The organism is Caballeronia sp. LjRoot34, from assembly GCF_964253815.1.
Lineage (GTDB): Bacteria > Pseudomonadota > Gammaproteobacteria > Burkholderiales > Burkholderiaceae > Caballeronia.
The window spans coordinates 1474009-1497534 of the sequence record NZ_CAXUSB020000002.1; the positions used below are offsets into that span (position 1 = coordinate 1474009).

Annotated in this window: 23 protein-coding genes and 3 pseudogenes; 5 read left to right on the forward strand and 21 right to left on the reverse strand. The window is 57.6% G+C overall.

What is annotated here, in order from left to right; all coding sequences use genetic code 11:
• Window positions 1-5: 5 nt before the first annotated feature.
• Entirely contained in the window at window positions 6-1319 is a 1314-nt protein-coding gene (hisD, locus tag ACSQ36_RS26165) for a histidinol dehydrogenase (protein WP_436184207.1), read from the reverse strand.
• A gap of 205 nt (window positions 1320-1524) precedes the next feature.
• On the opposite strand from hisD, the pseudogene ACSQ36_RS26170 reads away from it, so the two are divergent.
• From ACSQ36_RS26170 to ACSQ36_RS26180, 3 genes and pseudogenes are all read left to right on the forward strand, one after another.
• Window positions 1525-1668, forward strand: a pseudogene (locus tag ACSQ36_RS26170) (LacI family DNA-binding transcriptional regulator); the annotation flags it as partial.
• Window positions 1648-2556, forward strand: coding sequence for a LacI family DNA-binding transcriptional regulator (locus ACSQ36_RS26175; RefSeq protein WP_436184952.1), 909 nt, complete (start codon window positions 1648-1650; stop codon window positions 2554-2556). The pseudogene ACSQ36_RS26170 and the gene ACSQ36_RS26175, both read left to right, overlap by 21 nt.
• Window positions 2557-2643 (forward strand): DUF3562 domain-containing protein, encoded by an 87-nt coding sequence (locus ACSQ36_RS26180; RefSeq protein ID WP_436184953.1) that lies wholly within the window; start codon window positions 2557-2559, stop codon window positions 2641-2643.
• 695 nt (window positions 2644-3338) lie between these two features.
• Here the strand turns inward: ACSQ36_RS26180 and ACSQ36_RS26185 are convergent.
• Entirely contained in the window at window positions 3339-3803 is a 465-nt protein-coding gene (locus ACSQ36_RS26185) for a winged helix-turn-helix transcriptional regulator (RefSeq protein ID WP_436184208.1), read from the reverse strand.
• Window positions 3804-3963: 160 nt separating this feature from the next.
• On the opposite strand from ACSQ36_RS26185, the gene ACSQ36_RS26190 reads away from it, so the two are divergent.
• Complete coding sequence (locus ACSQ36_RS26190) at window positions 3964-5217, forward strand: MFS transporter (RefSeq protein WP_436184209.1); 1254 nt, start codon at window positions 3964-3966, stop codon at window positions 5215-5217.
• 257 nt (window positions 5218-5474) lie between these two features.
• A complete protein-coding gene (locus ACSQ36_RS26195; RefSeq protein ID WP_436184210.1) occupies window positions 5475-5639 on the forward strand; it encodes a transposase in 165 nt (54 codons plus the stop codon).
• 211 nt (window positions 5640-5850) lie between these two features.
• On the opposite strand, the pseudogene tnpA reads toward ACSQ36_RS26195, so the two are convergent.
• The 19 genes and pseudogenes from tnpA to ACSQ36_RS26290 all read right to left on the reverse strand — a co-directional run.
• Window positions 5851-6039, reverse strand: a pseudogene (gene tnpA / locus ACSQ36_RS26200) (IS200/IS605 family transposase); the annotation flags it as partial.
• A gap of 205 nt (window positions 6040-6244) precedes the next feature.
• Window positions 6245-6910, reverse strand: a complete 666-nt coding sequence (locus ACSQ36_RS26205) for an ANTAR domain-containing response regulator (protein WP_436184211.1) — start codon at window positions 6908-6910, stop codon at window positions 6245-6247.
• Window position 6911: 1 nt separating this feature from the next.
• Window positions 6912-8132, reverse strand: a complete 1221-nt coding sequence (locus tag ACSQ36_RS26210; protein ID WP_436184212.1) for a transporter substrate-binding domain-containing protein — start codon at window positions 8130-8132, stop codon at window positions 6912-6914.
• A 60-nt stretch (window positions 8133-8192) separates the two neighbouring features.
• Window positions 8193-9950, reverse strand: coding sequence for a nitrilase-related carbon-nitrogen hydrolase (locus tag ACSQ36_RS26215; protein WP_436184213.1), 1758 nt, complete (start codon window positions 9948-9950; stop codon window positions 8193-8195).
• Window positions 9951-9995: 45 nt separating this feature from the next.
• Window positions 9996-11507, reverse strand: coding sequence for a sugar ABC transporter ATP-binding protein (locus ACSQ36_RS26220; protein ID WP_436184214.1), 1512 nt, complete (start codon window positions 11505-11507; stop codon window positions 9996-9998).
• Window positions 11508-11541: 34 nt separating this feature from the next.
• Window positions 11542-12768: a sugar ABC transporter substrate-binding protein gene (locus tag ACSQ36_RS26225; RefSeq protein ID WP_436184215.1), complete on the reverse strand. Its 1227-nt coding sequence runs from the start codon at window positions 12766-12768 to the stop codon at window positions 11542-11544.
• 50 nt (window positions 12769-12818) lie between these two features.
• Window positions 12819-13853: an ABC transporter permease gene (locus tag ACSQ36_RS26230; RefSeq protein WP_436184216.1), complete on the reverse strand. Its 1035-nt coding sequence runs from the start codon at window positions 13851-13853 to the stop codon at window positions 12819-12821.
• Complete coding sequence (locus ACSQ36_RS26235) at window positions 13850-14857, reverse strand: ABC transporter permease (protein ID WP_436184217.1); 1008 nt, start codon at window positions 14855-14857, stop codon at window positions 13850-13852. Before ACSQ36_RS26235 ends, ACSQ36_RS26230 begins: the two co-directional genes overlap by 4 nt.
• 157 nt (window positions 14858-15014) lie before the next feature.
• On the reverse strand, window positions 15015-15512 hold the full coding sequence (locus ACSQ36_RS26240) for a nitrile hydratase accessory protein (protein ID WP_436184218.1): 498 nt from the start codon (window positions 15510-15512) through the stop codon (window positions 15015-15017).
• A gap of 11 nt (window positions 15513-15523) precedes the next feature.
• Entirely contained in the window at window positions 15524-15877 is a 354-nt protein-coding gene (locus ACSQ36_RS26245; protein WP_436184219.1) for an SH3-like domain-containing protein, read from the reverse strand.
• 2 nt (window positions 15878-15879) lie between these two features.
• Window positions 15880-16188 (reverse strand): hypothetical protein, encoded by a 309-nt coding sequence (locus ACSQ36_RS26250; RefSeq protein ID WP_436184220.1) that lies wholly within the window; start codon window positions 16186-16188, stop codon window positions 15880-15882.
• Window positions 16185-16814 carry a nitrile hydratase subunit alpha gene (nthA, locus tag ACSQ36_RS26255; protein WP_436184221.1) on the reverse strand — a complete coding sequence of 210 codons (630 nt, stop codon included), beginning with the start codon at window positions 16812-16814 and terminating at the stop codon, window positions 16185-16187. The genes ACSQ36_RS26250 and nthA overlap by 4 nt, the downstream gene beginning before the upstream one ends.
• A 305-nt stretch (window positions 16815-17119) precedes the next feature.
• Window positions 17120-17866 (reverse strand): CbtA family protein, encoded by a 747-nt coding sequence (locus ACSQ36_RS26260; protein WP_436184222.1) that lies wholly within the window; start codon window positions 17864-17866, stop codon window positions 17120-17122.
• A gap of 13 nt (window positions 17867-17879) precedes the next feature.
• Window positions 17880-18089 carry a CbtB domain-containing protein gene (locus tag ACSQ36_RS26265; RefSeq protein WP_436184954.1) on the reverse strand — a complete coding sequence of 70 codons (210 nt, stop codon included), beginning with the start codon at window positions 18087-18089 and terminating at the stop codon, window positions 17880-17882.
• Between the two features lie 330 nt (window positions 18090-18419).
• On the reverse strand, window positions 18420-18794 hold the full coding sequence (locus ACSQ36_RS26270) for an NAD(P)-dependent oxidoreductase (protein WP_436184223.1): 375 nt from the start codon (window positions 18792-18794) through the stop codon (window positions 18420-18422).
• A 64-nt stretch (window positions 18795-18858) separates the two neighbouring features.
• Window positions 18859-19155, reverse strand: a pseudogene (locus ACSQ36_RS26275) (DDE-type integrase/transposase/recombinase); the annotation flags it as partial.
• A 154-nt stretch (window positions 19156-19309) separates the two neighbouring features.
• On the reverse strand, window positions 19310-20314 hold the full coding sequence (locus ACSQ36_RS26280) for a substrate-binding domain-containing protein (RefSeq protein WP_436184224.1): 1005 nt from the start codon (window positions 20312-20314) through the stop codon (window positions 19310-19312).
• 37 nt (window positions 20315-20351) lie between these two features.
• A complete protein-coding gene (locus tag ACSQ36_RS26285) occupies window positions 20352-21275 on the reverse strand; it encodes an ABC transporter permease (RefSeq protein WP_436184225.1) in 924 nt (307 codons plus the stop codon).
• Window positions 21276-21370: 95 nt separating this feature from the next.
• Window positions 21371-23311 carry a sugar ABC transporter ATP-binding protein gene (locus tag ACSQ36_RS26290; protein ID WP_436184226.1) on the reverse strand — a complete coding sequence of 647 codons (1941 nt, stop codon included), beginning with the start codon at window positions 23309-23311 and terminating at the stop codon, window positions 21371-21373.
• Between the last annotated feature and the right edge of the window lie 215 nt (window positions 23312-23526).

The window sequence follows — 23526 nt, forward strand, 5'->3', positions numbered from 1 at the left end:
TGCCGTTACGCCGGCACAGCCGTACCGTACGGGACGTCGCGGTGGCCGAATCGACGAACGCGGATGTTCGCCTGTTCACCGTGTGCAATCATCCCTTCGATGGCGCACAGCCGCGAGCAATAGGACCCAATGAGCGCGCTCGCTTCGTCGGTCAGCACCTTCTGGTACGTGCACGTCTTGATGAACTTTCCAACCCAGAGGCCACCTGTGTAACGAGCCGCTTTGCCGGTCGGCAACGTGTGATTCGTTCCGATGACCTTGTCGCCGAACGCAACGTTGGTACGTGCACCGAGGAATAGCGCACCATAGTTCTTCATGTTCTTCAGGAAGTAGTCCGGGTCTCGCGTCATGACCTGCACGTGCTCAGACGCAATTCGGTCGGCTTCCTCTACCATTTCATCGACCGTGTCCGTCACAATGACAGCACCGTAGTCGCGCCAGGATACGCCGGCTGTGTTCGCAGTCGGGAGAATCTTCAGAATGCGCTCGACCTCGGCCATCGTGTCCTTCGCCAACTGCATTGAGTTTGTGAGCAGGACGGCCGGGGTATTGAATCCATGCTCAGCCTGACCCAGTAGGTCAGTTGCGCACATCTCCGCATCGACGCTGTCATCGGCAATAATCAACGTCTCCGACGGTCCCGCGATGAGGTCAATACCAATTCGACCGAACAGTTGGCGCTTGGCTTCCGCCACATACGTGTTGCCCGGACCGACGACCATCGAAACGGAGTCAATCGTCTGGGTGCCGAGCGCCATCGCTGCGATAGCCTGCACGCCGCCGAATGTGTAGATTTCGTCAGCGCCGCCGAGATGCATAGCTGCGACAACAGCCGGGTTCGGTGTGCCGCCCACCGGAGGCGAGGCGGTGATGATGCGGGGAACGCCGGCAACCTTCGCCGTTACAACGCCCATGTGGGCCGACGCAACCAGCGGAAACTTCCCGCCCGGAACGTAGCAGGCGACACTGTCGACCGGCATGTTCTTATGTCCGAGAACAACGCCCGGAAGCGTTTCGACCTCGACATCGCGGATGGACTCGCGTTGGGCTTGCGCGAAGTTGCGGACCTGGGCTTGGGCAAATTTGATGTCGTTGAGCTGGCCTTCAGACAGCGAGCTCACACAGCGTGCAATCTCATCTTCGGACAGACGGAAACTCGCGGGAGACCAGTTGTCGAACTTTTTCGAAAGTTCGACAACTGCCGCATCTCCACGTGCATCAACGTCGGCGAGGATACCCGTGACAACATCGCGAACCTTCGCGGCGTCTTGCGAAGACTCTTCGGCACTGCGGCCGTGCTTGAGGATTTGAATTGCCATTTGCACTTCCTTTCTGAAGGTTGACCATTGCTGCCCTCCTGGCGGAAGGCGTCGTGCTGCGATGTCCGCGAATGTAGCGCAAATACTTTATGCAAAAAGTGTGCAAATAATAGACACTTACCCTAAAAGCCTTATTGCATGAGGTTTGATACTTTTTCCTTTGTCACCAATCGATGCAAAATTATGCAAACAAATGCCAAAGATGATGCGCGCTAGGAAGCCGAAGGTACGGCTTGAGGACGTTGCCCAGCGACTCGGCATCTCCGTGTCCACGGTATCGCGTTCGCTAGCGGGGCATCCTGCCATCAGCGGTGAGACGCGTGGTGCCGTGCAGGCGGTTGCAGCGGAGTTGGGATACCGAATTCCGTCGCAAGGTCGGCGGACTCGAAAGTCAGCGACGAAGTTGATTGGTGTCGTAGTCGGCGCATTGCACAACCGCTTCATGACGTTGCTGCTAACCCATCTTCACGATGCGCTTCAAGAGTTCGATTTTCAGGTAATGCTGATGATTGATTCGATGAACGACTCCGAAAATCTGCTCGCGTTTCGGCCGCTCATTGACGGTTACTTGGACGGGATGATATTTGCGACTGCCACACTCGACTCTCCCGTCGTGGCAGAGATGCAGAGGCGGGGTGTACCGCTCGTGCTGGTCGTCCGGTCCGTTGATGACGTTCGGGTCGACACGGTGGAGATTGATAATGTTCATGCAGGTGCAGTGTCTGTTGAGCACCTTTATCAACTCGGGCACCGCCGAATCGGTCTGGTCATGGGGCCGCAGAACACGTCCACGAGTCGAGACCGTACGAAGGGGGCGTTGAAGTGGCTGCAAGACGTGGGTATTCAACCAGCCTCAGTGCCATTGATTTACGGCGACTACACGAGCGAGGCAGGCTACTCCAGCGCGATAGCAATGCTTAACGACTCGAACCCTGTGACGGCCATCGTGGCAGGCAACGACACAGTCGCTCTCGGCGTGCTTGAAGCAGCAAAGAGGCAAGGTATCCACGTCCCAGAGAAGTTATCGATTATCGGTTTTGATGACATGCCGTTGGCGGGCTCGCCACTCGTAGCGCTCACCTCCATTAGACAACCTGTCGAAAGTATGGCGCGAACCGCTGCTCGGCGACTGGTAGAACGCATCCGGGCCGGCGGCATGGGAGCGCCAGTGCATGACGTGCTGCCAATTCAGTTGGTCCGCCGAGAAACAACTGGGCCGTGTCCGAAGTCTGATTAGGTGTATGCAGACGCGCTTGAGGACTGCGGCCGCGATGCACGAATCATGGACTATGTGTCGCTGTTTGCGGCCAAGCGGGTGCGGTAGAAGTTAAAGTGCCCGTCTGCCGCCTAATCTTGGAAGGGTTGGTAGCTTGTACCTCTGCGCCTTCGCCAGCGAACGGCTGCTCAGCGCGAGTGGACAGAACGAGACTGAATCCAATTTTGTCCACCGCTAGCGCCTATCGCAGTAACTGTGCAGCCGCGTTAGCTCTCGGTCATTCTCTTCGGGTATGCGCAGACCATCGACGAGCCGATTGCAGCACACGGTGGCGGTGGGCTGCTAACGTATCCACAACCGAGCGGGGGGCGCGAGCTTTCTCACTCTCACTCGCTAGCCACAAATCCCCGCCCCCCCAATATCAGTGAATGATTTGAGCGACCGTGGCGTGCGGGCGCAAAGCCGTAGACCGCATTAATAGTGTCAACGTTGAGACGATAAAAACGTCAACTTCGACACTGATTGCTCCGGCGTTAAAACAAATACATAAAGATCAATGACTTGTCTCCAATGAAATAAAATTCGTCAACGTTCATATAACGCGCAGGCGTGGGCGCGTCTGTCATAGACCGTCCGCTCGGCGGCAGACATCGTGCTCAGCTCCGACACGAACCATAGCGAATCAGTCGTCGATACTCGCGACCACCACGGGGTAGGATGGTTTTTCCGGCGTCTGAGGAAAAGCGCCGCATCTAAGATGCACCCGCGCAGCGAGCAATACGATGACGCTGCAGCCGTTCCCGTTACCCCCTATTTCTGTGTGTTGTGACCTTCTTCACGACCGTATCGGCCGTTGCCAACCGCACGCCGTCGGCGCCGCGCAATATCAGTTTCGGCACCGGCTTGCCACTTGTTCGGTTGATTAACTGAGAATGCTTTTCGCCTTGTGCGAATAGGTTAGCTTCACCCCATTGCCGCAAGGTCACAATCACCGGAAACAGAGCTTCGCCTTTCGGCGTCAGCACATATTCCTGATACGCGGAACCGTCCGACGCGGGGACCACATCGAGCACGCCTGCTTCAACAAGCAGCCGCAACCGATCGGTGAGTATATTGCGCGCGATGTCGAGACTTTCCTGGAACTCGCCGAAGCGGCGCACGCCGTCGAACGCATCGCGCACGATAAGCAACGCCCACCGCTCGCCGACGATATCAAGTGCCCGTGCGACCGGGCACGACGAATCCGCAAGACTTTTGCGTCGGGCCATTCCAACACCTCCCTATTGAAACGAAACGAAATCCGTCGAAGCTACGTGCTTGACGCTGGCAGCCACATGTTCAGACCAGTTGCATTTTAAAACAAGTCTGTCTACACTCAATCTAGTTTCATTTTGCAACTAGATAATCAGATTGACGGAGGGATGACACATGGATGCTGGAAGCGCGCACTCCGTCGAGGCGGACCGGATCGAATCTCCCGCAGTTGAGGCGCGGCACTCCGTACCGACCGCGCTCGTCTTCCTGCTGGCGGTTTCTTGTGCGGTGAGCGTCGCAAACGTCTACTACGCACAACCGCTGCTCGACTCGATTGCCGGCGACTTCCACATCAGCCATGCCGCAGTGGGCTGCGTCATCACAGCGACGCAACTCGGCTGTGCGCTGGCCTTGCTGCTGGTCGTACCGCTCGGTGACCTTCTAAACCGGAAGCGCCTGATTTGCGTGCAACTGGTGTTTCTGGTCGCCGCGTTGGCGGTAGTCGGATTCTCCCGGTCGTCGGCGACGCTACTGGTCGGCATGATAGGAGTCGGTATGCTCGGCACCGCAATGACGCAGGGATTGATCGCGTACGCAGCCACGCTCGCGCATGAATCGGAGCGCGGTCGGATTGTCGGAGCGGCGCAAAGCGGTGTGGTGATCGGCTTGTTGATGGCTCGCTCACTCGCGGGCGTCCTCACCGATCTGGCGGGCTGGCGCGCTGTGTACTTCATATCGGGGCTATTGGCGGCCATCATGTTGATCGTGCTGTGGAGTACGCTACCGACACCCCATGGGCGCCCCGTCAAACTGACCTACCTCCAACTGCTGCGATCGATGTTCACGCTGCTTGCATCGGAGCGCGTGCTGCAGGTTCGCGGTATGGTCGGGCTTCTCATGTTTGGGGCATTCAGTATCTTCTGGAGCGCTCTGGTGCTACCGCTTAGCGCGCCACCCTTCTCCATGTCGCACACGCAAATCGGTGCATTTGGGTTGGTCGGCGCGCTCGGGGCACTGACAGCCGCCAAAGCGGGACATCTGGCCGATCGCGGTCTCGGACAGTGGACAACCGGCGTCGCGCTGGTATGCCTGCTCGCGTCGTGGATACCGATCGGCTTCATGCAGCACAGCATGCTGGCTTTGATAGCAGGCATCGTGCTGCTCGATGCCGGTGGTCAGGCGATTCATGTGATCAACCAGAGCATGATTTTCAGTGTGCGGCCCGAAGCACATGGCCGTCTGGTCGGTTGTTACATGCTGTTCTATTCAGCAGGTAGCGGTCTTGGCGCAGCGGCGTCCACCTACGTTTATGTGCACACAGGCTGGATTGGCGTCTGCACCCTGGGCTTCGCGGTTAGCGTCGCCGCGCTCTCGTTGTGGGCGGTAACGTTGCCTCTTCTGATGTCAGCGCGCAGCACTTCGCCATGACCCGCCTATCCCTCGTCCGATCAGCCTCATTCAACTGAACCGCCACGCCATGTGTTGAAGTCTGTTACTAGCGCTAGCCATGTCCATAGGAACTCTAAACGCGCCCGTTAATTCCGCTAGCGCGGGTTTCCGCCTACTTCGTCCGACACAGCGTGGAGGAAGTGGTGCAGTGTTTGCTCGTTCGAAGCTACGAACTACCTTAAAACAAGATGTTTTTTTCACCTCTTCATCGTATATTATTTTCGATGGACACCACTTTGTCAGAGTCTCCAGAGAAGATGCTGGGTAGTCGAGCAGGCCGTCCGAATTACGCACGGGAGCTTCGGGACCGGCTGGCAGCAGCAGCGTGCGAGCCGGGCGTCTCGGTCGCGAGACTGGCCCGTGAGAATGGCATCAACGCGAACATGCTGTACACCCGGTGACGGCGATATCTTGCCGAGCAGCAAGCTCCGTCTACCAGCCTCCTCCCGGTCGTACCGCTGAGTGACGCGCCGACGCAGGTCGTTGCGTCATCGTCGGACGATCCGCAAGGGTCAGGTATGAAGCCGGCGTCTCCTGGGGGCACGATCGGGATCCGCATCGGCCGTGCGGTGGTTAAGGTAGACGGCCTGGTCGACGCTGACTGAACGAGAAATGAACATGATCCCTGTCCGTCCCGATCTCCAGAAACTTCACCTGGTAGCGCTCCGCAATCTCAAGGCATACCTCTTTTAGAACTTCGTCAACCCGATTGTCGAATACCGCCCGGCGGTACTTTGCCGAAAACACGAGGTGGTACAGCAACACCGTCACGTCGTGGCTCTTGTGGATGTATTCGCTCATCCACAAAGTCTACTTCTACGGCGCAAGGGGCGGGGAATTCGACCCGAAGAGATTAACGTTGACCGCCCATGCCGATCCGCCGACGCTCAATGAGCGCATCGCATTGTTTGCCGTAGAATCGACCGTCTGTGTCGATTGGGCGCCCCCGGCTCCCTTGGAGGCGGCCGGCCAACGGTCGATTTATATCGCTAGACTGGCGAAAGCATTATGTTCTTGCTCTCGTCGTTGCGTCCGAACTAGCCGGAGCGGATGATGAACGGTCATCATGGTCTGAGGGTAATTCAGACTTGCAGCCGTTAATATCGACGTGCGAGAGCAGATCGATGCTCATTTGCTCAAGACTGATTTGCCGCTTCATGGCAAGCGTGCGCAGTGCCGCGTATGCATCCCGCTCGTTGATTTGCCGCTCTCTCATCAGTTGCAATTGCGCAGAGATTACGAACCGGCGAGCCTTTACTCGCTCCTCCAACTGATCCACGCGACTTTCGAGACCCCGCCGGGAAAGATGAGCATTTTCCGCAAGCACGCATGCGGAAAGCACTCCGTCATATCGGATCGGCTTGCGCATATAGCCTGCGACGTCTTGCTCGATGATCCACTGAAGCCGCGATGGCGTCTCGGTCCCGAGTATTGCAATCCTGGGTACGTCCGGCCAACGCAACTCTTTGCCATGATTTTGCAGCGACGCATGATCTCCATCGAAAACAATGAAATCAAAGGATATTAACGTTAGCGGTTCCGGGAAAAAATTGAAGAAGTCGACCTCCGCTCCCTGTCGCCGAAGCTGCTGCTCCAGGTTGATCTGATCCTTGCTCTCGCAATAGAGTGCGCAGATTCGCTTGCCTCGCAGCGACAAGGTCGTTTTCTTCACATTACATCTCCCCGCCGTCGTGCAGCGTAGACGCAATGCCGTTCGGCTGTGCCAGGTCGGATAAATCCACCCAGGTCAGGTACGGATCAGGCTTGACCGGTTCGGGAGATTGCCAAAAGATCTCGAACTGTCCATCAGCACCACAGCGCGCTATGCGTGGCGTGAGAAAGCTGTGATTGTTGTCCGTATCGATGCGAACTTCGCCCTGGGGCGCGGCGACCGTCTGTGCATAAACCGCGTTGCGCACGGCCACGGTTTCGTCGGTCCCGCATGCGTTGATCGACCGGCTGAGAAAAACGCCGATCAGATAAGCCGCCTCCGTGTCGACCGAGGGTGAGCTTTCAGTCCCGAAGCGTTCGTGATAATCATGTAGAAACCGAATGTTTTCGGGACTGTCTATCGACTGGAAGTAGACTGACGAAACCAGATACCCCTCGACCGCCTTCGCACCGACCAGTTTGACTTCGGGCTCGCAGAGGGTCAGGCTTAGTCTCGCGACGTCATCGGATTTCAGGAACGGATGCGCGCGCTCAGCACGCTGCCAGGCGTCATAAAAACAGTAAGCAGACTCACCAACAAGCGTGTTGAGCACGATCGCGGGACGCTTCTCCACAATGTCCTCGATGATCGATTCGATCGCGCGCTCGCCTATCGGCACGAGCCGCTCGCCCGCGACCCGCCCGCCCACATCGTGCATGGCTTCTCTCGCAATCCGGTTGATCTCCCACGACCACACGTAGTTCGAGCCGACGTTATACATCTTCGATTCGTAGTGGTTCACGACGTGCCGGATCAACGGTATGACGTGTTGATTGGGAGCCGCGCCCAGATAAATGACGTTGCCGCTGCTTTCGAAACCTTCGTATCGTGGCGAGTGCCAGAGCAGCGCGTTCGCACCTTCGATCAGCGGCAATACGCGTTTCCTCGATGCAGACGTGTAGCAGCCGATCACATGCCTCACGCCGACCCCATGCAGCAACTCGCTGCAAAACGCGTAATACTGGTCGAGCGATCCGCCCGGGTCGCGAATCACCGGCTCAAGGAAGAACTCGCTCGCTTCGTGCGCGTTGGCTTGCTCAATTGCCATCAATACGCCGTTAAGCATTTCGCGGCCGATCGCACCATATGTTCCGGTCAGCGAGTACAAAATTCCGACTGGGATGATTGCGCGCCCTGCCGCTTTGGAATCTGGCGACCTCACTCCGGTCGATGCTTGCAACATTTCGGTCTCCTTTGCTTTACGGCTGGCGTCCGGTCGATGCGATCCGGACGGCTTGCCGGATCACTGCTTGATCAACGGCGCGTAGTGGTGAGGCAGTCGCATCTTCAGCAGGTCCTTGTTGCGCACTACGTTGGTTGGATAAGGTGTGTCGAGGTTACCGGTGTCGATAAGAAGCGTCGCAGTGGCTTCGTCATCGTGAACGAGCGCCTCCCGGCGCGGAAACGCGAAGGTATCGGGACCGAACACACCGGACTCCCCCAATCGGCCGCTTTCGGGATCGAAGCGGTTTGCATAGGCAAAGTAAACGTTGTTCTCGCCCGCGCGCACCCGAAAATGATGCCAGTGAAAAGGATCGGCGGACACTGGAATGGGGTGGCTCTGGCGGATAGCCGAACCTGGATGCGTTCCGGTGAACCTGCCTGCAAGTGCGCTTGGACAAGCGATGACATCGCAACCGGACAGTGCAAGCACTCGCGCTGACTCCGGGAATAATGCATCGTAGCCGATCAATATTCCTATGCGCCCAATGGCGGTGTCGAAAGTGCGCCAGGAGTCTCCCATCGACGCCCATGGCAGGTCCTCGTCGTGCAAATGAATCTTGCGGTACGACCCGATCAGTCCCTCCGGTCCCGCCAGGACCGCGCAATTGAAGCGCGCTTCCCCGGCTGCTTCAGCCATGCCTGCCACGAGATAGACGCCATGCCGCATCGCCAGCCTGACCAGGCGGTCGGTGGCCGCGCCGGGCACCGGCTCGGCCACGGGCACGGTGCCTTCGAACCCTGACATCGATAATTCCGGGAACACGATGAGCGAAGGCTTGTCATGCTCCATCACCTTCGTGATTACCGCCTCGATCTGGTCGAGGTTCACCGAGGTCCTTGCGTGACGCCGAAGCTGCACCACCATCACTTTCGAGCTTTGTCCGGCTGATAGCGGGGAGATGCCGTACAACCTGAGGAACTCGAGCGGATTCCAGGTGAACGGGTTCGTCATCAACTGAAGATACTTGTCGGGCCTGCGTCGCTCGAAAGCCGCGCGCGGACTGTCCGCTGTCATGGGAGACGAAGTAAGTCTAGCGAACACAATGCCGTCGCCATCGTCCCTCGATGCCAGCACCTTTCCGTTCTGGTCGATAACGCAACTCCCGCCGCTGAATTGCACGCCGCGCTCGAGACCCCATCGGTTGCTCTCGATAAGAAAGCAGCCGTTCTCGGCCGCGCGGCTGATCCAGTACGGCGCGGGCGTGCGTTCGGCCAACCAGTTGCTGATGTGACAGATGATCTCAGCCCCGTCCAGCGCAACGAGCCGTGCAGTCTCCACGAAGTGGATGTCCATGCAGATCAACAGCGCGATCCGGCCAATAGGCGTGGCGAATACCTGATGGCCGTAATCGCCCGACGCAGCCCATCGCGGCTCCGAAATATAAGGATGAGTCTTGCGATGAACACCCACCACGCCATCCGGCCCGATCAGCACGGCGCTGTTGTAGTACAGGTCCGTGTCGGCATCTCTCTCGGGCATGCCGATCACCACATGGCAGTCATATTGCTTGGCGATCGCGCCGAATCGATCCGTCGTGGGTCCGGGAATGATTTCGACAAAAGGCGCGACTTCTTCCCGATCAACCCAGCAGTACCCCGTGGTCGCCATCTCCGGCACTGTGATCAGGCGCGCACCCCCTTGCGCGGCTTCCTCCACAAGCGCCGCCAATGCGTCGAGGTTGGCGTCTTTGGCGAACATCGACGGTTCGAACTGGACCGCTGCAACTCTCAAATTTTCTATCATGGATTGCGTTCTCTTAAGCGTGCCTCGCCCCATACGATCTGCACGCTGGCGTTTAAAAACATGGGCAATTAAATCGCTTTACGCGGCGTTTCCCGTCATCAGCGCGACGAGGCGGCGTTCGTCCATGTCCTCGCGCTGCACGTCCGCGGCGACCGCGCCTCCATACATGACGACGCAGCGATGCGCAAGCCGCATCAGTTCGGCGAGCTCGGTCGAGTAGACGAGGACCGACCCGCCGTTCGACGCGAAATCCTCGATTGCCTGGTAGATGATTTCCTTGGTGCCAACGTCCACGCCGCGCGTAGGATCGAAGAGCAGCAGAGTCCTGGCACCGGTCAGCAGCGCCCGCGCGATTAAGGCTTTCTGCTGGTTGCCGCCAGACAGGTTGCCTATCCTGAAACGCAAATAGCGCGGCTCCAGTTCGACTTGCGGCGCGACGGTGCGGATCGACGCCGCTTCGCGCCTGGCCGAGATCGCGCCCCATCGGCTGAGTCGCCGAAGCACCGGCTGAGTGATGTTCGCCGCGGTGGAGAGATTCGGAAATATCCCTTCGCTCTTCCGGTCCTCGGCGACGAACGCAATGCCGCCTTGCGTCGCGAGCGCCTGGGCGGGATTGCTGAAGCGAACCGAACGGCCTTGCAGCACGATTTGTCCGCTCGATGGCACCATCTGCCCGGCAAGCGTGCGAAAGAGTTCGCGTTGCCCCTGCCCTTCGAGCGCAGCCACGCCAACGACTTCCCCGGCCCCCAGCTTAAGCGATACCGAATCGAAACCCTTGCCCGCGAGATCGTTCAGCACCAGCGCGTCTACACGTACCGCCTCATCCGCGCGCTGGCGGGGACGGAGATGATCATTGGCGAGTCTGCCGACCATCATTTCGAAGATCTCGGCGTCGCTTACATCGGCGAGCGCAACTGTCGATATGCTGCGGCCACTGCGCAGTACGGTAGCGGTCGTCGCGAGCTCGCGAATCTCCGCCAGTCGATGCGAGATGTACAGCACCGCGGTCCCTTGCGAGGTCGCCCGACGCACCAGGCCGAAAAGCCAGTCTACATCGGCGAGTGCGCCCGTCGGCTCGTCGAGAATGAGAAGCCGCGGTTGCCGATGCATCGCCCGAACGATCTCGAGGCGCTGGCGCGATGCAAGGGACAAGCTCTCGACGCTGGCCGTTACATCGATATCGTGCACGTTGTGATCCGCGAGGATCTGCGTGGTTGCCGACGCCATGCGTTCAATCGAACTCAATCCGCCGCGCCCTTTCAAGGACCGCGGCAGGAAGAAGTTTTGCGCCACCGATAAATTAGGCGCGAGACTCAGTTCCTGAAACGCCGTCGATACCCCCGCGTTGCGCGCGTCGAGCAAACGCGCTGGCGCGAACGGCTGGCCATCGAGCGACATGCTGCCCGTGTCCGGCTTTACGACGCCGGAAAGCACCTTCACCAGCGTCGACTTTCCTGCGCCGTTCTCGCCGAGCAGCGCCTGGATTTCTCCGGGACAAATGCGCAGCGAGACGTCTTCGAGCGCGACGGTCGCGCCGTACGACTTCGAGACCAAGCGCATTTCGACCGTGATTTGTTCTGACGTGTTCATGTCCGTCCCTCGGTTGGGTCTTGCGACAGCGACTTCACGGTTTGACGGTTGCCTTGACCACGGTTAGCTTGTACTGGTCGGGTGCGGCCTTGCAGTCGCCGCAATTGATACCCGGTTCGTTCGCCGCGACAGGTACAGCGGCTGGCAGCGGCTGGATCGTCATGCCCGGCGTGGGCAGGCCCTTGAGCGCCGAATCGAGCGTAATTTCGGGCAAGTAGTTCTTGTTGTATATCTCCGCCGAAAAGCCGTCCGGAACGAGGCCGGCCGCGAACGTGTTGCAGCCGTCTGCAATAACCTTTCCATTGCACAGTTTCATCTGGTCAGCCGTGGCCCACGGAAGCGGATACTCGACGTTCGTCGGTTTGAGATTGCGCTTTCCCGTGAGGATTTCCATCATGAGCTTGAACGCGTAGCCGGCGGTCGCAGGCGGCGATCCGGACGACACCCCTTTGAAGCCGCGTTTGACATCGTCCTGATTCAGAAAGCCCAGACGAAAGCCATTCATGTTTTCTCCAGTGATCGGCGGAATTTTTCCTTTTCCGTCGGCGAAAGCCTTGAGGACGCCCGCTTCTCCCAGTTCGGACCACACGCCGTCTACGTCCGGATGCGCGGCCAGCGCCTTTGCAGTTTCCTTTTGACTTACGCGGTCGTCCCACATGCCGTAGTACTCCGAAACGACCTTGATGCCCGGGTACTGGGAAAATATGTGCTTGGCGCCGTCGGCGTGCCGCTTGTCGACCGACGTTCCCGGCACGCCGCGATTCATGAAGATCGTGCCTTTGCCACCAAGTTCGTTGACGAGCGCTTGCGCCGTATTTTCTCCGAACCCGGCGGAGATGTAACTCACGTTGTAGGCGCATGGCTCGGTGACGGTCGAGTCGTACATGAAGAACTTCACGCCCTTCTCACAGCCGCGCTTTACGGTCCGGTTCAATGCCGTGGGGGATATCGGAAAACTGATGATCCCGTCGGCCTTCGCGTCGATCATGCTTTCGTATGCCGCGATCTGCGCTTGTGGATCCGTACCCGAAATGACCACTTTCAAATCGACCATCTTGTCGTAGGGCGGAGTGGCCGCGAGCGCCTTGATCTCGTTCGACGTCTCGCTCATCCAGTTGTTTCCGGAGTAGCTGAGGCTCAGGAATATCTTGTACTTCTTCCCGGCGGGAGGAGTCTGGGCGGAAGCCGTCGATACCGCTCCGGCCAAGGTGACCGCTGCCATCGCGGCGCTCAACACGTTGAGCCATGATTTAACTTTCATATGTTATCCTAATCGATATGGATTGAGTAGTTTCTAAATTGGATCGGGGTTTATCTGAACAGGTCGAGTGCCTTTTTACGCAATCCCGCAAGCGGTCCGCCAGGCGACGTCTGCAGCAACAGCGCGATGACGATCACAAGACCCGAGACAATCAGGCGCCAACCCTGTTCGAGTCCGGTTGCCGAGATGAGGGAATCGAGCGTGGTCAGGAACAGTGTGCCGACCATGGTGCCGACAAACGTTCCGCGACCTCCCAGGATGGAAGAGCCGCCAACCACCACTGCCGCAATGGAAGGAAGCAAATAGGGCTCGCCCATGCTGAGCGTCGCGCCTCCGGAGTATCCGGTGAGCAGGATCCCGCCAGCCGCCGCGCACATGGCGCTCACCGCGTAGGCCAGGACCAGCGTGCGCGTCACGGGCACGCCGGAGACGCGCGCCGCACCCGGGCTGCCGCCGACAGCGTATAGATTGCGCCCGAACACGGTGCGGGTCTGGACCAGCAGGCCAACCACGCAGATCGACACGAACAGGATCACGACGTAAGGAACACCGCCCGCAGACCCCTTCATCAAATCTTCGAGGAACTGGGGCGATGCGCCCAGCGTGCTGCCGCTCGTATAACCCAGTGCGAGGGAGCCGACGATAATCCCCATGCCCATCGTCATGATGAATGGCGGGATCTTGAGGCGCGCCACGCCGACGCCGCTGATGCAACCCACTATACCGGCGGCAAGCATAACGCCGGGTATCAGATACCACGCACCCGCGTCGCCGGTTTCGACCAGTGCCGTGGTCATCACGCCGCCGAACATGAACATGGCGGCTACGGAAAGATCCAGCCCGCCGGAAAGGACCACGACACCCTGTCCAAACGATACCAGCAGCAAGAACGTTCCGAGAGTCAGGACGGTCTGCACCTGCGACCACGACCCAAGACTCGAACTGATGAGCCGCGAGCCCGCGAGCATGGCTATGGTCAACACCAAAAGCAATGCTGCAGTGACAAGGTCGGGGTCGAGCTTGCTTGCGCGCCGCGTATCGCGTCGCAATTCAACCAACGGGGAGGTATTCGATTTGGTGTTCATGCGCTGGCTCCGTTGTGGCGAATGCGATGCAGGGCGCGTTCGCAGAGAATGGCGGCGATGAGAAGCAAGCCCTGGAATAGCCCGGTATAGAACGACGAGACTCCGACCGCGAACAGCATCTTCTGCATCAGCAACAGGACGGCCGCGCCGACCATCGACCCGATCAGTCCGCCTTGTCCGCCGCCGAGACTCGTGCCGCCGAGCGCGACCGCCGCGAAGGACAGCAGTAGAAAGGGAAGCCCCGAGTTCGGATCGCCGGTGGATGTCTGCGCGCTCAGCATGAAGCCCGCGGCGCCGTAGAACACGCCGGCGATCACAAATGCAAGGCAACGTGTTTTCCTGACGGATATGCCCGAAAGCCCCGCGGCCGTTTCGTCAGCGCCTAAGGCGTAGAAAGCGATCCCCACGTCCGTGCGCCGCAATACCAGCCAGGCGATTGCGAATACTGCCACGAACATTCCGGTGACTGGAAACCCGGCGAGCGTTCCCGTGAGCGTGGTGCTGACGAAGTCCGCGACACTGCCGCCCGGCACCGGCAGGATCAGCAATGCGATTCCCTGGAAGATGATCATCGTTCCGAGCGTTGCAGCGATGGTCTGAATGCCTCGATAAGCCACCAGATAGCCGTTCAACAGTCCGATGAGCGCGCCCACCGCCAGGCAGAGAGCGAAGCTCACGGCGCCGCCCAGCGGTCCAGCGATGGGATAGGCCGCGACGATCACATTCGCCACCGAGATCGTCCCGACCAGCGACAGGTCGAAGCCTCGTGTGAGCACCACGACGGTTTGCCCCGCTGCCGCCAGAATCAGCGGCGCGGCGTTGTTCGTCAGGCTCGTGATGGAATACGGGCTGAACGCGCTGTGATCGTAGACTCCGTAAAGCGCGAACATCACGATGTAGACGAGTGCCGCGAGCGTCGCGCCTCCCGTCAACACGTCTTTCATCCGCGAAGCCTGGGGTTTGGCCGGCGCCGGTGGTTCAAGCGTATTGATCGAAGTGGTCATGGGTCGGAGGTAGCGTCAGGTTAAAAAAAAGCCCCGCGACTCCCTGAAGGAGTGCGAGGCGTCGTTGCCATATGAGCTGCTGAGTCCAGTGCCAGACAGCACGATTCGAATTAGCAGCCCATCATTGGGCCTTCAAATCCCGCCTGAACCAATATTGCTATTTGATTGCGCGCGCCGTTACCACTGCTGCGGGCTTCGGCACTGTCCGTCGGGCGGAAGATCCGTCGGACGCAGCGTGGTGGTGGTGATGGCCGTCATGATCGTGCTCGTGCTCGTGGCCCGCGGATTCCGCGGCTCTCGATGCATTCGCCAGCACCACCGGATCGCCATGCCTCGTGTTGAGATAGGCGCTGTGCCAAAGAGCCTGACGCTCGCTGACAGCTTGCTCCGATACACAGAGCCGCGCCCCGAGCATCGATTCGAGCGTGGTCATCCATTGCCGATAGTAAGCGTCGCCGACCGACTCGCCATCGCGCACGGGCTGCGATGCAATCGTCGATGAAAACGCGTCCACCCACTCGGTCCAGCTGAACACGTTCCCTCGTGAAAGCTGCAGCGCGGTTGCGAACGCCTCCGCTTGCCAGGGTTCGCCGAAGCCGAGTTCCGGTTCCTGGAGCAACCCTGCCCGCTGCTCCTTGTTCATGCTCGCATTCATGATCGACTCCTTTATAGAGCGCCCGCAATATAGTCGTCCCACAGATCCAGGTACACGCTGTGTCGCGGGGAAGCGCCGGCGCCCCAGAGTTCGGTCGCATCGAACCTGACACTATAGAGATGCTGTGGCAGCTCGCCTTTTCCATGCGCGACCGTGTCTGGATAAACGAACGATCCATAGCACTTCTGGATCGTGCCGACGCGTCCGCGCGCGTAGCGTGGCAACCGCGTATGACCGCTCGGGCTGAGGTTGGCCACCATGATCTTGTCGCCCGCCTTGAAGCGCTCGGGCCGGTCAGTCGGACGCACGTAGTCCGGGTTCGACTTGACGCGTGCGAGCACATCTTCTTTCTTGACGAGTTGCATGATCACGCTCCTTGCCTGAGTTGCTCGACCTTTGCGTCGATTTCGGCCTCGGTGAGCAGGCCGTTGTTGATCGCGAGCGTTTCCATCGCGTGGTACCAATGCACGTAGTACGAGGTGCTCAGGTATTCAGCCGGGTCCATGATCTCGACCGCGTGTCGAAATTCGTCGATGGGGCAAAGTCCCCCCGCGAAGTAGAGTCCTATAGTGGAGAAGACTTGGCGCTCCCAGTCCGACTTGAACACCGGTTCATTGGGGTCGAGCTTGATCGGACCCAGCCCATGCATGCCGCCGACATCGTGAATGCCGTTCATTTTCCTGCTCCGGAAGAAGCGTGCGTGACAGGTGTCAGCAACGCGGTGCCGATCATGGAATCCCGCGTTACCAACGAAGCAAGTTCCGCTTCACTCATGCCTTCCGAGCCCTTGGGCCGCTCCGGCATGACGATATAGCGAATCTCCGCGTTGCTGTCCCACACCCGGATCTCGACGTTGTCGGCAATCTTCACGCCGAATTCATCGAGCACGGAAACCGGGTCGATCACAGCGCGGGACCGATATTGCGGCGCCTTGAAATACGTAGGCGGCAAGCCGAGCACAGGCCACGGATAACACGAACACAGCGTGCACACGACCAGGTTGTGAACTTCCGGCGTGTTCTCCGCAACATGAAGATGGGCGCCTTCCATGCCGGTGTAACCCAGGCCATGGATCGCGGCCGTTGCATCTTCGAGCAGATACGCCTTGAATTCCGGGTCCGTCCAGGCTTTAGCAATGACCGCAGCACCATTCTTGGGTCCGAGCCGGTGCTCGAACACATCGATAATCTCGTCGACCGCAGCGGGGTCGAGTATTCCCTTCTCGATCAGCAGCGATTGGATCGCCTTGATTCGCAAGGTGGGGGGGGATGGCGGAACAGTCTTTTCATCATCGTTTTGCATGTGATTCTCCTGTTTCGAGACATTGATTGACGAGGCAGCGCAATCCAGGCGAACAACGCAGCGAGCAAAAAAAGCCCAACAACTCTTGCGAGTGCCGGGCATCGTTGCCACGCTGTACCACGCTAGATCCGTAATACAAAGGGGAGCAGATTACGACGTCTTCATGGAAAAACGCCGTTTAAAGTTCTCGATACCAACCGGCGTCGTTGCCGGAAAAGCCCGCAAAAAACTGCTTGATCGAAGCGCTATTCACAGATTCAAGTTACTGCAAAAAAATTGCCCGCAACAACGATCATTAATCTTTTTTATAAGCGCACGGGCGAACTCAACCCGCGAACAAACCCTTGCTCCTTGACGCTACGCGCGACAAGCGCGCCGAACAACAAACCGATCGTGGTCCACATCACGACCTGCATGCCGAGGGCTGCGATCCGGAACTTCCACAGCACAACGGCAGGAAACGCGGAAGGAACTTCATTGATTACTGGTAAGGAAAGCTCAATAACAGAAACGATAACGACGTAAGCCACGCATCCAGCGATAGTCGCGTTCCAGTTCCCCAGTCGTGCAATCGTTGCCAGCCTGATCCTTGACGCAAAAACCGCCGCCGCAATGGACATCGCAAGCATGGTGAAGTAAAGGCCGGTGCGCATGCCGATTGTTTCAGGGTCTCCCACCGACGGTGGATTCGCCGGGTACTTGAGACCAGGAACGACCACAATAACAACGAACGCAATAAGCGCCAGCAATGCCGACAGACCACGGGCGTCGATACGTCCAACCCGTCCGTAGGCGTAGGCCATGACCATCGAGAAGAGGCCGCCGACGGCGGCGCCGTACACCATGACCCCCGTCAGGAGCCCCAATCCTGCTTGCGTGGGGCGGCTGACCAGTTCGGGTTCGGCCGGCTCGCCTTTTGCAGCATCCATTTTCTGCTCGAACGAGATCGCCTGATCGACCTGGGGTTCGCCGACGACCCTGCCGAACGCGAACGTCACGAGGCCCGCCACGACGCCTGCCAGCATTCCGCGCAACAACCATTTTCCGACCATGGGACACCTCTTGTCAGTGGCAAGGAAATCCGAGCAAGTGCCGTCCGTCGTGGACAAACTCGTGTACATACATGCCTTTGAAGATGGCAGTCGCGCCCTGCTCCGCCCCGACGAAGTAGATCGCCAGCAAGAGCAATAGTCCGACAAACAGCGCCCACGGCAGAAGCTCGCGAACGGGTATGGGCGCGGGCAACGAAACAGGGTTGGTCACAGCTTGATTCATCATTGATAGCTCCAGGAATATCTGCGTTTCAATTATTCGGTCGCGAACCCGAACCAGGCCATAAAACACAAAAGCCCCGGCTCAGTTAAGAGTGTCGGGGCCTTGTTGCCACTGCACGAAAGTGCGTAGGATAATTTTTGGTGTCGATGCAACTCGCAGCATTACAGCGTCGGCTTCGTTGCCGATGGACCACACATGCAGGAGTTGCCAGTCACACGAGGTCGACCTGAATACTGCCAACCACGACGTAACGATATAACAGAATTCGCGACGAGGGTAGCGTTTCAAAATAAAATTCCTGGCTGTGTCCTTGGCGCCGCACTCTACTTTCTATACCGGCAATTCGCGAATCGGCACACCGTCGAGCCACGTGCCGATTGCTTCCACAATTTGCGGATACGCCACGCGGTAGGTGTTTTCGGTCACATAGCCAACATGCGGCGTCGCCAGCACATTCGGCAAAAAGCGGAACGGATGCCGGGGCGCGAGCGGTTCTTCATCGAACACATCGAGTGTTGCGCCGGCAATTCGCCCCGCCTGCAACGCGTCGATCAACGCGGCTTCCGACACGATCAGTCCCCGCGATGTATTGATCAGATAAGCACTCCGCTTCATTAGCGCAAGCTCGCTCTCGCCGACAATTCCGCGCGTGCGCTCGCCAAGTTTCAAGTGAATCGAAAGTACATCGGCGTCGCGGACGTCCACCGAAGTAATGGGTTATGTCGGGATAAGGCCATCTTGATGAGCAACCCTAAATGACAAGGACTGCTCACATAACCATCGAATAAAATTGCTCGGCGGCGGATGGACGGCTTCCATTATCGGTTTTCATTTGCCCCTTCCTGATCATATGCATTACTTCGATGCCGGACAGGATTATGCGGGCGCAACGAAAATCCTTGAAGCCCAGCATCGGTCGGGTGATGCGTTTGATGGCCCGATGGTCTTGCTCGACCACGTTATTCAGGTACTTGACTTGACGGATCGTGATGGGCGTCTCCCGCTCGGAGTTCACCCCGTGCAGCGCAGCCAGATTAGCGCCGCTTTTGTCGATGGTTATCGTCTCGGATAACTAGACGTCAATGAACGCGTCCAGGGTTGCGGCATCGACTAAACCCTTCTCGATTAATAAGGTTTCGAGAGCTTTCACACGCAAAGCTGGGTCAGTTTCGGTCGGTCCAGAATGAGGTTTTGGCATGATTCATCCTTTTTGATACACGTCAGTTGGCGCTCGGGAAGGTCATTTTTTGCAATGTGGGCAAAAGCTGCTGGACGTTGTCCTTCGTCACGATTGTCATCGGCAGGACAATCTTTTTTGGCGATGCCTTCCCCGCCCAATGATCGACAAGCGCCTCGACAGATTTTTGCCCCATCATATACGGCTGCTGCATGCCGGCAACGACCAATGAGCCATTTTCCAACATGTCGACAAATTCCGGCAGACCGTCGAATCCAGCCAGAGCCACGTCGTTTTCCCTGTGTGCTACATGAATAGCGCGAGCGGCGCCGAGCACCGGCTGATCAATCTCAACGAACACTGCATGCATGTCCGGGTGAGCGGTCATCATGTCCTGAACGAAGCGAAAGGTTTCATCGGTCGTGTAACGCTGCATTTGGTTCAGCGCAACTTCCTTTACGCCTGCTTCTCTCATCGCCCGTCGGAATCCTTCAGTACGCCATTGTCCGATTTGTCGCGCAAGTGAAATCGTGCAGATGCCGTATCCTCCCTTCTCCCAGCCTTTTGCTTTAAGCTCTTGCGCAAGTTTCTTGCCAGTTTCATACGCGCCAGTTTCATTGTCGGAGACGACGAATGAGACATATTCCCCCGAATTCGTTCCGATGTCCGCAATGACAACCGGTACTTTGGCGCGAGCGGCTACGGCAAGCACGCTCGGTGCCGTCGACGAATCGGTCGGCGAAAGGACAATACCCGCCACGCCTTGAGCGATGGCATCTTGAACGTTCTTCAGTTGCGTCGCTGCATCGTTATGCGAATCGTAGCTTGTCACCGTTCCACCATCATTTTTGGCGGTCTCGGTAACGGCTTTCGACACAGTCCGCCAGAACGGGATATCAAAACTTGGTGCCAGATAGGCGATGTGCTTTCCAGCCGCCCCTGTCCCATCAGCGAACGCTTGTGGCGATTCGATGGCCGAAACGCCGATCGTTGCGATCATCAAAGTAGTCGCACAGCGACGACCAATAAAGTTTAAAAGACGTTTCATGTAAGCTCCAGACGGGAAAAAATAAAGGTTGAGGATTTCAATGCTTTACTGGGTTTCGGCTCGTGCGACTCGAGGCGAAACGCTCGGCCAGCACCGCGATAATGATGATTGCCCCGATGGCGCTGCCCTGCCAATACGGACCAACATTCAAAAGATTCAGTGCGTTGCGGATCATGACCATGATCACAACACCTAAAAACGTTCCGATCATCGAACCGCGTCCGCCGAATAGGCTTGCCCCGCCAATGACGACAGCGGCGACCGCATCGAGCTCAAGGCCTGTCCCGGCAACGGGGTCAATCGACATCAAACGTGAACTCAACATCACGCCAGCAACGCCTGAGAGAACGCCAGAAAGTACATATGCGAGCAACATATAGAACGATACTTTTAGCCCGCTTGCTCGCGCTGCCTCAATGTTCGAGCCGATGGCGTAAATCGTTCGCCCACCTTTTGTGAACGAAAGATAGGCCCATGCGAGCGCGAACAGAATGACCACGAACAGGAAATTCAGCGGCAATCCGAAGAGCTCAGATGAACCGAGAACAGCAAAGGAATCCGGCAGCGACGAAATCGCGTTTCCGTTACTAACGATGTAGGCGAGCGACCGTCCGATAGACATCATGCCAAGCGTCACAATGAACGGCGCGATTTTTCCGAAAGTCGCGAGGACGCCATTAACCAACCCTAGTAAGCCCCCGCAAACTAATGCCGCAAGCATCGCCACGGGCACAGGAAGCCCCGTTGATGTCATCGCAAGCCCAAGGACCACTGACGAGATCCCGGTCAACGCACCGACCGACAGGTCGATGCCTGCAACAAGAATCACAAACGTTTGTCCGATCGCGACGATGCCCGTTACGACCGATTGATCCATTAGATTCGCAACGTTTCCGTATGACAGAAAGTGCGGCGATACGACGGATATAACGATGGTAAGGACGACGAGTACAGCAAACATTCGGCACTCGATCTGAAATCGATATGCGAAGGCCCTTATCGCTGGCCAGGAGTGTGTAGACATTTGCGCCTTTTCCGCATTGGTTGATAGGACTTTCATACTGTTGATTCCTTCTCACATTGCCGTATCTGAAGTTGAGAACCACAAAACTGACGCATGCTCTCCTCAACGCGCATCCAGAGCTCGTCCGAGCTGCAACGAATTGACTGGCTATCGACCGTGCTGCCGATGTAACCAAAACCATGGCCATTCTGGTTACACACAGGAAAACTGATGGTCGAGAAATGTTCGTCTTTGCAATACGAGCTGGCTATGTCGAGCTTCTGCAATGCCGTAAAGATCCCCGTGTCGTGAATTAGCGGAAAACGGTTCGGTTGCACACCGATGTCAAGAGCTTCATCTCCTGCCTTGTCAAAGCAGAACACCGTATCCCGCTCGACTTGGAACCAATAAGCGCATCCACCCGCAAATTGGGCCACGTCGTTGAGCACCTTGCGCAACCCGCTAGCCGATGAACGAGGTGCCGATAGCATCGTTAGAATTTCCGGATCGAGCAGTTCGCTCGATGTTTCGGCGACTGATGAGCCGTCGCTCAATACCACAATTCGGTCAGCGAGACCAAGCACCTCTTCAAAGTCGGATGAAACACAAATTACGCCGACGCCCTTATCTGCGATTTTCCGAATGATTTGGTAAATGACGTTTCGTGTTCCGATGTCCACCCCACGCGTCGGTTCATCGAGCAACAGCACCATCGGGCTCAGAAGCAGCCATCTTGCAAAAATGATTTTTTGTTGTTGTCCGCCACTTAAACCCAATATCGGTGCGTCTAGCACATGCGCTGGCATGTCGAGCTCAGTCAACAGCGCACGAATAGCGTCGCGATGCTTTTGGTAGTTACGTCGAAAATCACGGTCGTGTCCAAGATGAGCAAGCAGCAGGTTCTCAGTCACTGAAAAATCGGGGATGATTCCCTGCCTTCTCCTATCTTCACCGATCATTCCGAGCCCCATTGAAACTGCAGCTTTCGGCGTGCGTGCATTAAACGGGGCGCCGTTCAAAATCACTTCACCGCTGTCTCGACGCCTTAGACCAAAGAGCGTTTCAAGCGTCTCCGACCTGCCCGCGCCAACCAAGCCAGCAAGGCCTAAAATTTCCCCCGCGTGTAGCGTGAAGGAAACGTCTTTGACAGCGGGCGCACAAGCCAAATTTCGCACTGTAAGCAAAGGCTGGCGCTTAGCTAATTCTTGCCCTGTGGGATGTTTGCGCTCGTAAAGATTCTCGATGTCTCGACCGACCATCATCCGAACAAGACTATTCGGCGTGAGGCTCGCAATTGGTACGCTCGCCTCTATCGTCCGACCGTCACGCATCACTGTTACCGCGTCGGTGATATCGAAAATCTCTTCAAGCCGGTGTGACACAAATGCAAGCGCTTTCCCGCGCGAACGCAACATCCGCATGACTACAAAAAGGCTCGATACCTCTGTTGGCGACAATGAGGCGGTTGGTTCGTCAAAGATGATGAGATCCGAATCCTGCTGTAACGCTCGCCCGATTTCAATGATCTGACGCTGCGCCATAGAAAGGTCGCCTGCTCGTTTGGTGAGCGATATCTGCGCCGCCTGCCCCAGCTCCTCCAAAATTTCCCGGGTCAATGAACGCATTTGAGCCCACTGGATAGCCCCCTGAATCCCGAAGCGAGGAAGGCACACGTTTTCCATGACAGACATGTCGGGAGCGATGCTCGTTTCTTGCATCACGAGTGAAACGCCTCGGCGCATCGCTTCTCTCGGGGAGGCAAAGTCAACTTCCTCGCCACGAAGAAGAAGCGTCCCTTCGGTACGGCGCACATGGCCGCTTAGGATTCGCGACAACGTCGATTTACCTGCACCGTTGACACCAACTAGCGCGTGCACCTCGCCACATCGCAAGGTCAACGACGCGTCCTTCAATGCCGCCACTGGGCCAAACATTTTGGTCACGTTGCAAGCGACGACAAGCTCTTCGATAGATTTAGGGAGCGCGGAAGTCATGACTGTTCATCCTTAGGCGTTTAATAGTCGTCGGCGACTTTTACGATCGCAAAGCGGGTGGCGTCTAATTGGTAGAGCCCAGCGTGAACTGTTCATCGCGCAACGCCAATCGCGAAGCTACTAGGTCGACGCTACTTTATGAGCGAAAGTGTCGGTTAATCGATTAAGGCAACAAAGGCGACACACGCTTGTCGATAACTAGATCGACACTCGAA

Bases quoted from the DNA above. Each gene is read 5' to 3' on its own strand.
- hisD (WP_436184207.1), bottom strand. From the start codon at position 1,319: ATGGCAATTCAAATCCTCAAGCACGGCCGCAGTGCCGAAGAGTCTTCG.
- ACSQ36_RS26185 (WP_436184208.1), bottom strand. From the start codon at position 3,803: ATGGCCCGACGCAAAAGTCTTGCGGATTCGTCGTGCCCGGTCGCACGG.
- ACSQ36_RS26190 (WP_436184209.1), top strand. From the start codon at position 3,964: ATGGATGCTGGAAGCGCGCACTCCGTCGAGGCGGACCGGATCGAATCT.
- ACSQ36_RS26210 (WP_436184212.1), bottom strand. From the start codon at position 8,132: ATGTTGCAAGCATCGACCGGAGTGAGGTCGCCAGATTCCAAAGCGGCA.
- ACSQ36_RS26215 (WP_436184213.1), bottom strand. From the start codon at position 9,950: ATGGGGCGAGGCACGCTTAAGAGAACGCAATCCATGATAGAAAATTTG.
- ACSQ36_RS26220 (WP_436184214.1), bottom strand. From the start codon at position 11,507: ATGAACACGTCAGAACAAATCACGGTCGAAATGCGCTTGGTCTCGAAG.
- ACSQ36_RS26225 (WP_436184215.1), bottom strand. From the start codon at position 12,768: ATGAAAGTTAAATCATGGCTCAACGTGTTGAGCGCCGCGATGGCAGCG.
- ACSQ36_RS26230 (WP_436184216.1), bottom strand. From the start codon at position 13,853: ATGAACACCAAATCGAATACCTCCCCGTTGGTTGAATTGCGACGCGAT.
- ACSQ36_RS26235 (WP_436184217.1), bottom strand. From the start codon at position 14,857: ATGACCACTTCGATCAATACGCTTGAACCACCGGCGCCGGCCAAACCC.
- ACSQ36_RS26240 (WP_436184218.1), bottom strand. From the start codon at position 15,512: ATGAATGCGAGCATGAACAAGGAGCAGCGGGCAGGGTTGCTCCAGGAA.
- ACSQ36_RS26245 (WP_436184219.1), bottom strand. From the start codon at position 15,877: ATGCAACTCGTCAAGAAAGAAGATGTGCTCGCACGCGTCAAGTCGAAC.
- ACSQ36_RS26250 (WP_436184220.1), bottom strand. From the start codon at position 16,188: ATGAACGGCATTCACGATGTCGGCGGCATGCATGGGCTGGGTCCGATC.
- nthA (WP_436184221.1), bottom strand. From the start codon at position 16,814: ATGCAAAACGATGATGAAAAGACTGTTCCGCCATCCCCCCCCACCTTG.
- ACSQ36_RS26260 (WP_436184222.1), bottom strand. From the start codon at position 17,866: ATGGTCGGAAAATGGTTGTTGCGCGGAATGCTGGCAGGCGTCGTGGCG.
- ACSQ36_RS26265 (WP_436184954.1), bottom strand. From the start codon at position 18,089: ATGAATCAAGCTGTGACCAACCCTGTTTCGTTGCCCGCGCCCATACCC.
- ACSQ36_RS26280 (WP_436184224.1), bottom strand. From the start codon at position 20,314: ATGAAACGTCTTTTAAACTTTATTGGTCGTCGCTGTGCGACTACTTTG.
- ACSQ36_RS26285 (WP_436184225.1), bottom strand. From the start codon at position 21,275: ATGTTTGCTGTACTCGTCGTCCTTACCATCGTTATATCCGTCGTATCG.
- ACSQ36_RS26290 (WP_436184226.1), bottom strand. From the start codon at position 23,311: ATGACTTCCGCGCTCCCTAAATCTATCGAAGAGCTTGTCGTCGCTTGC.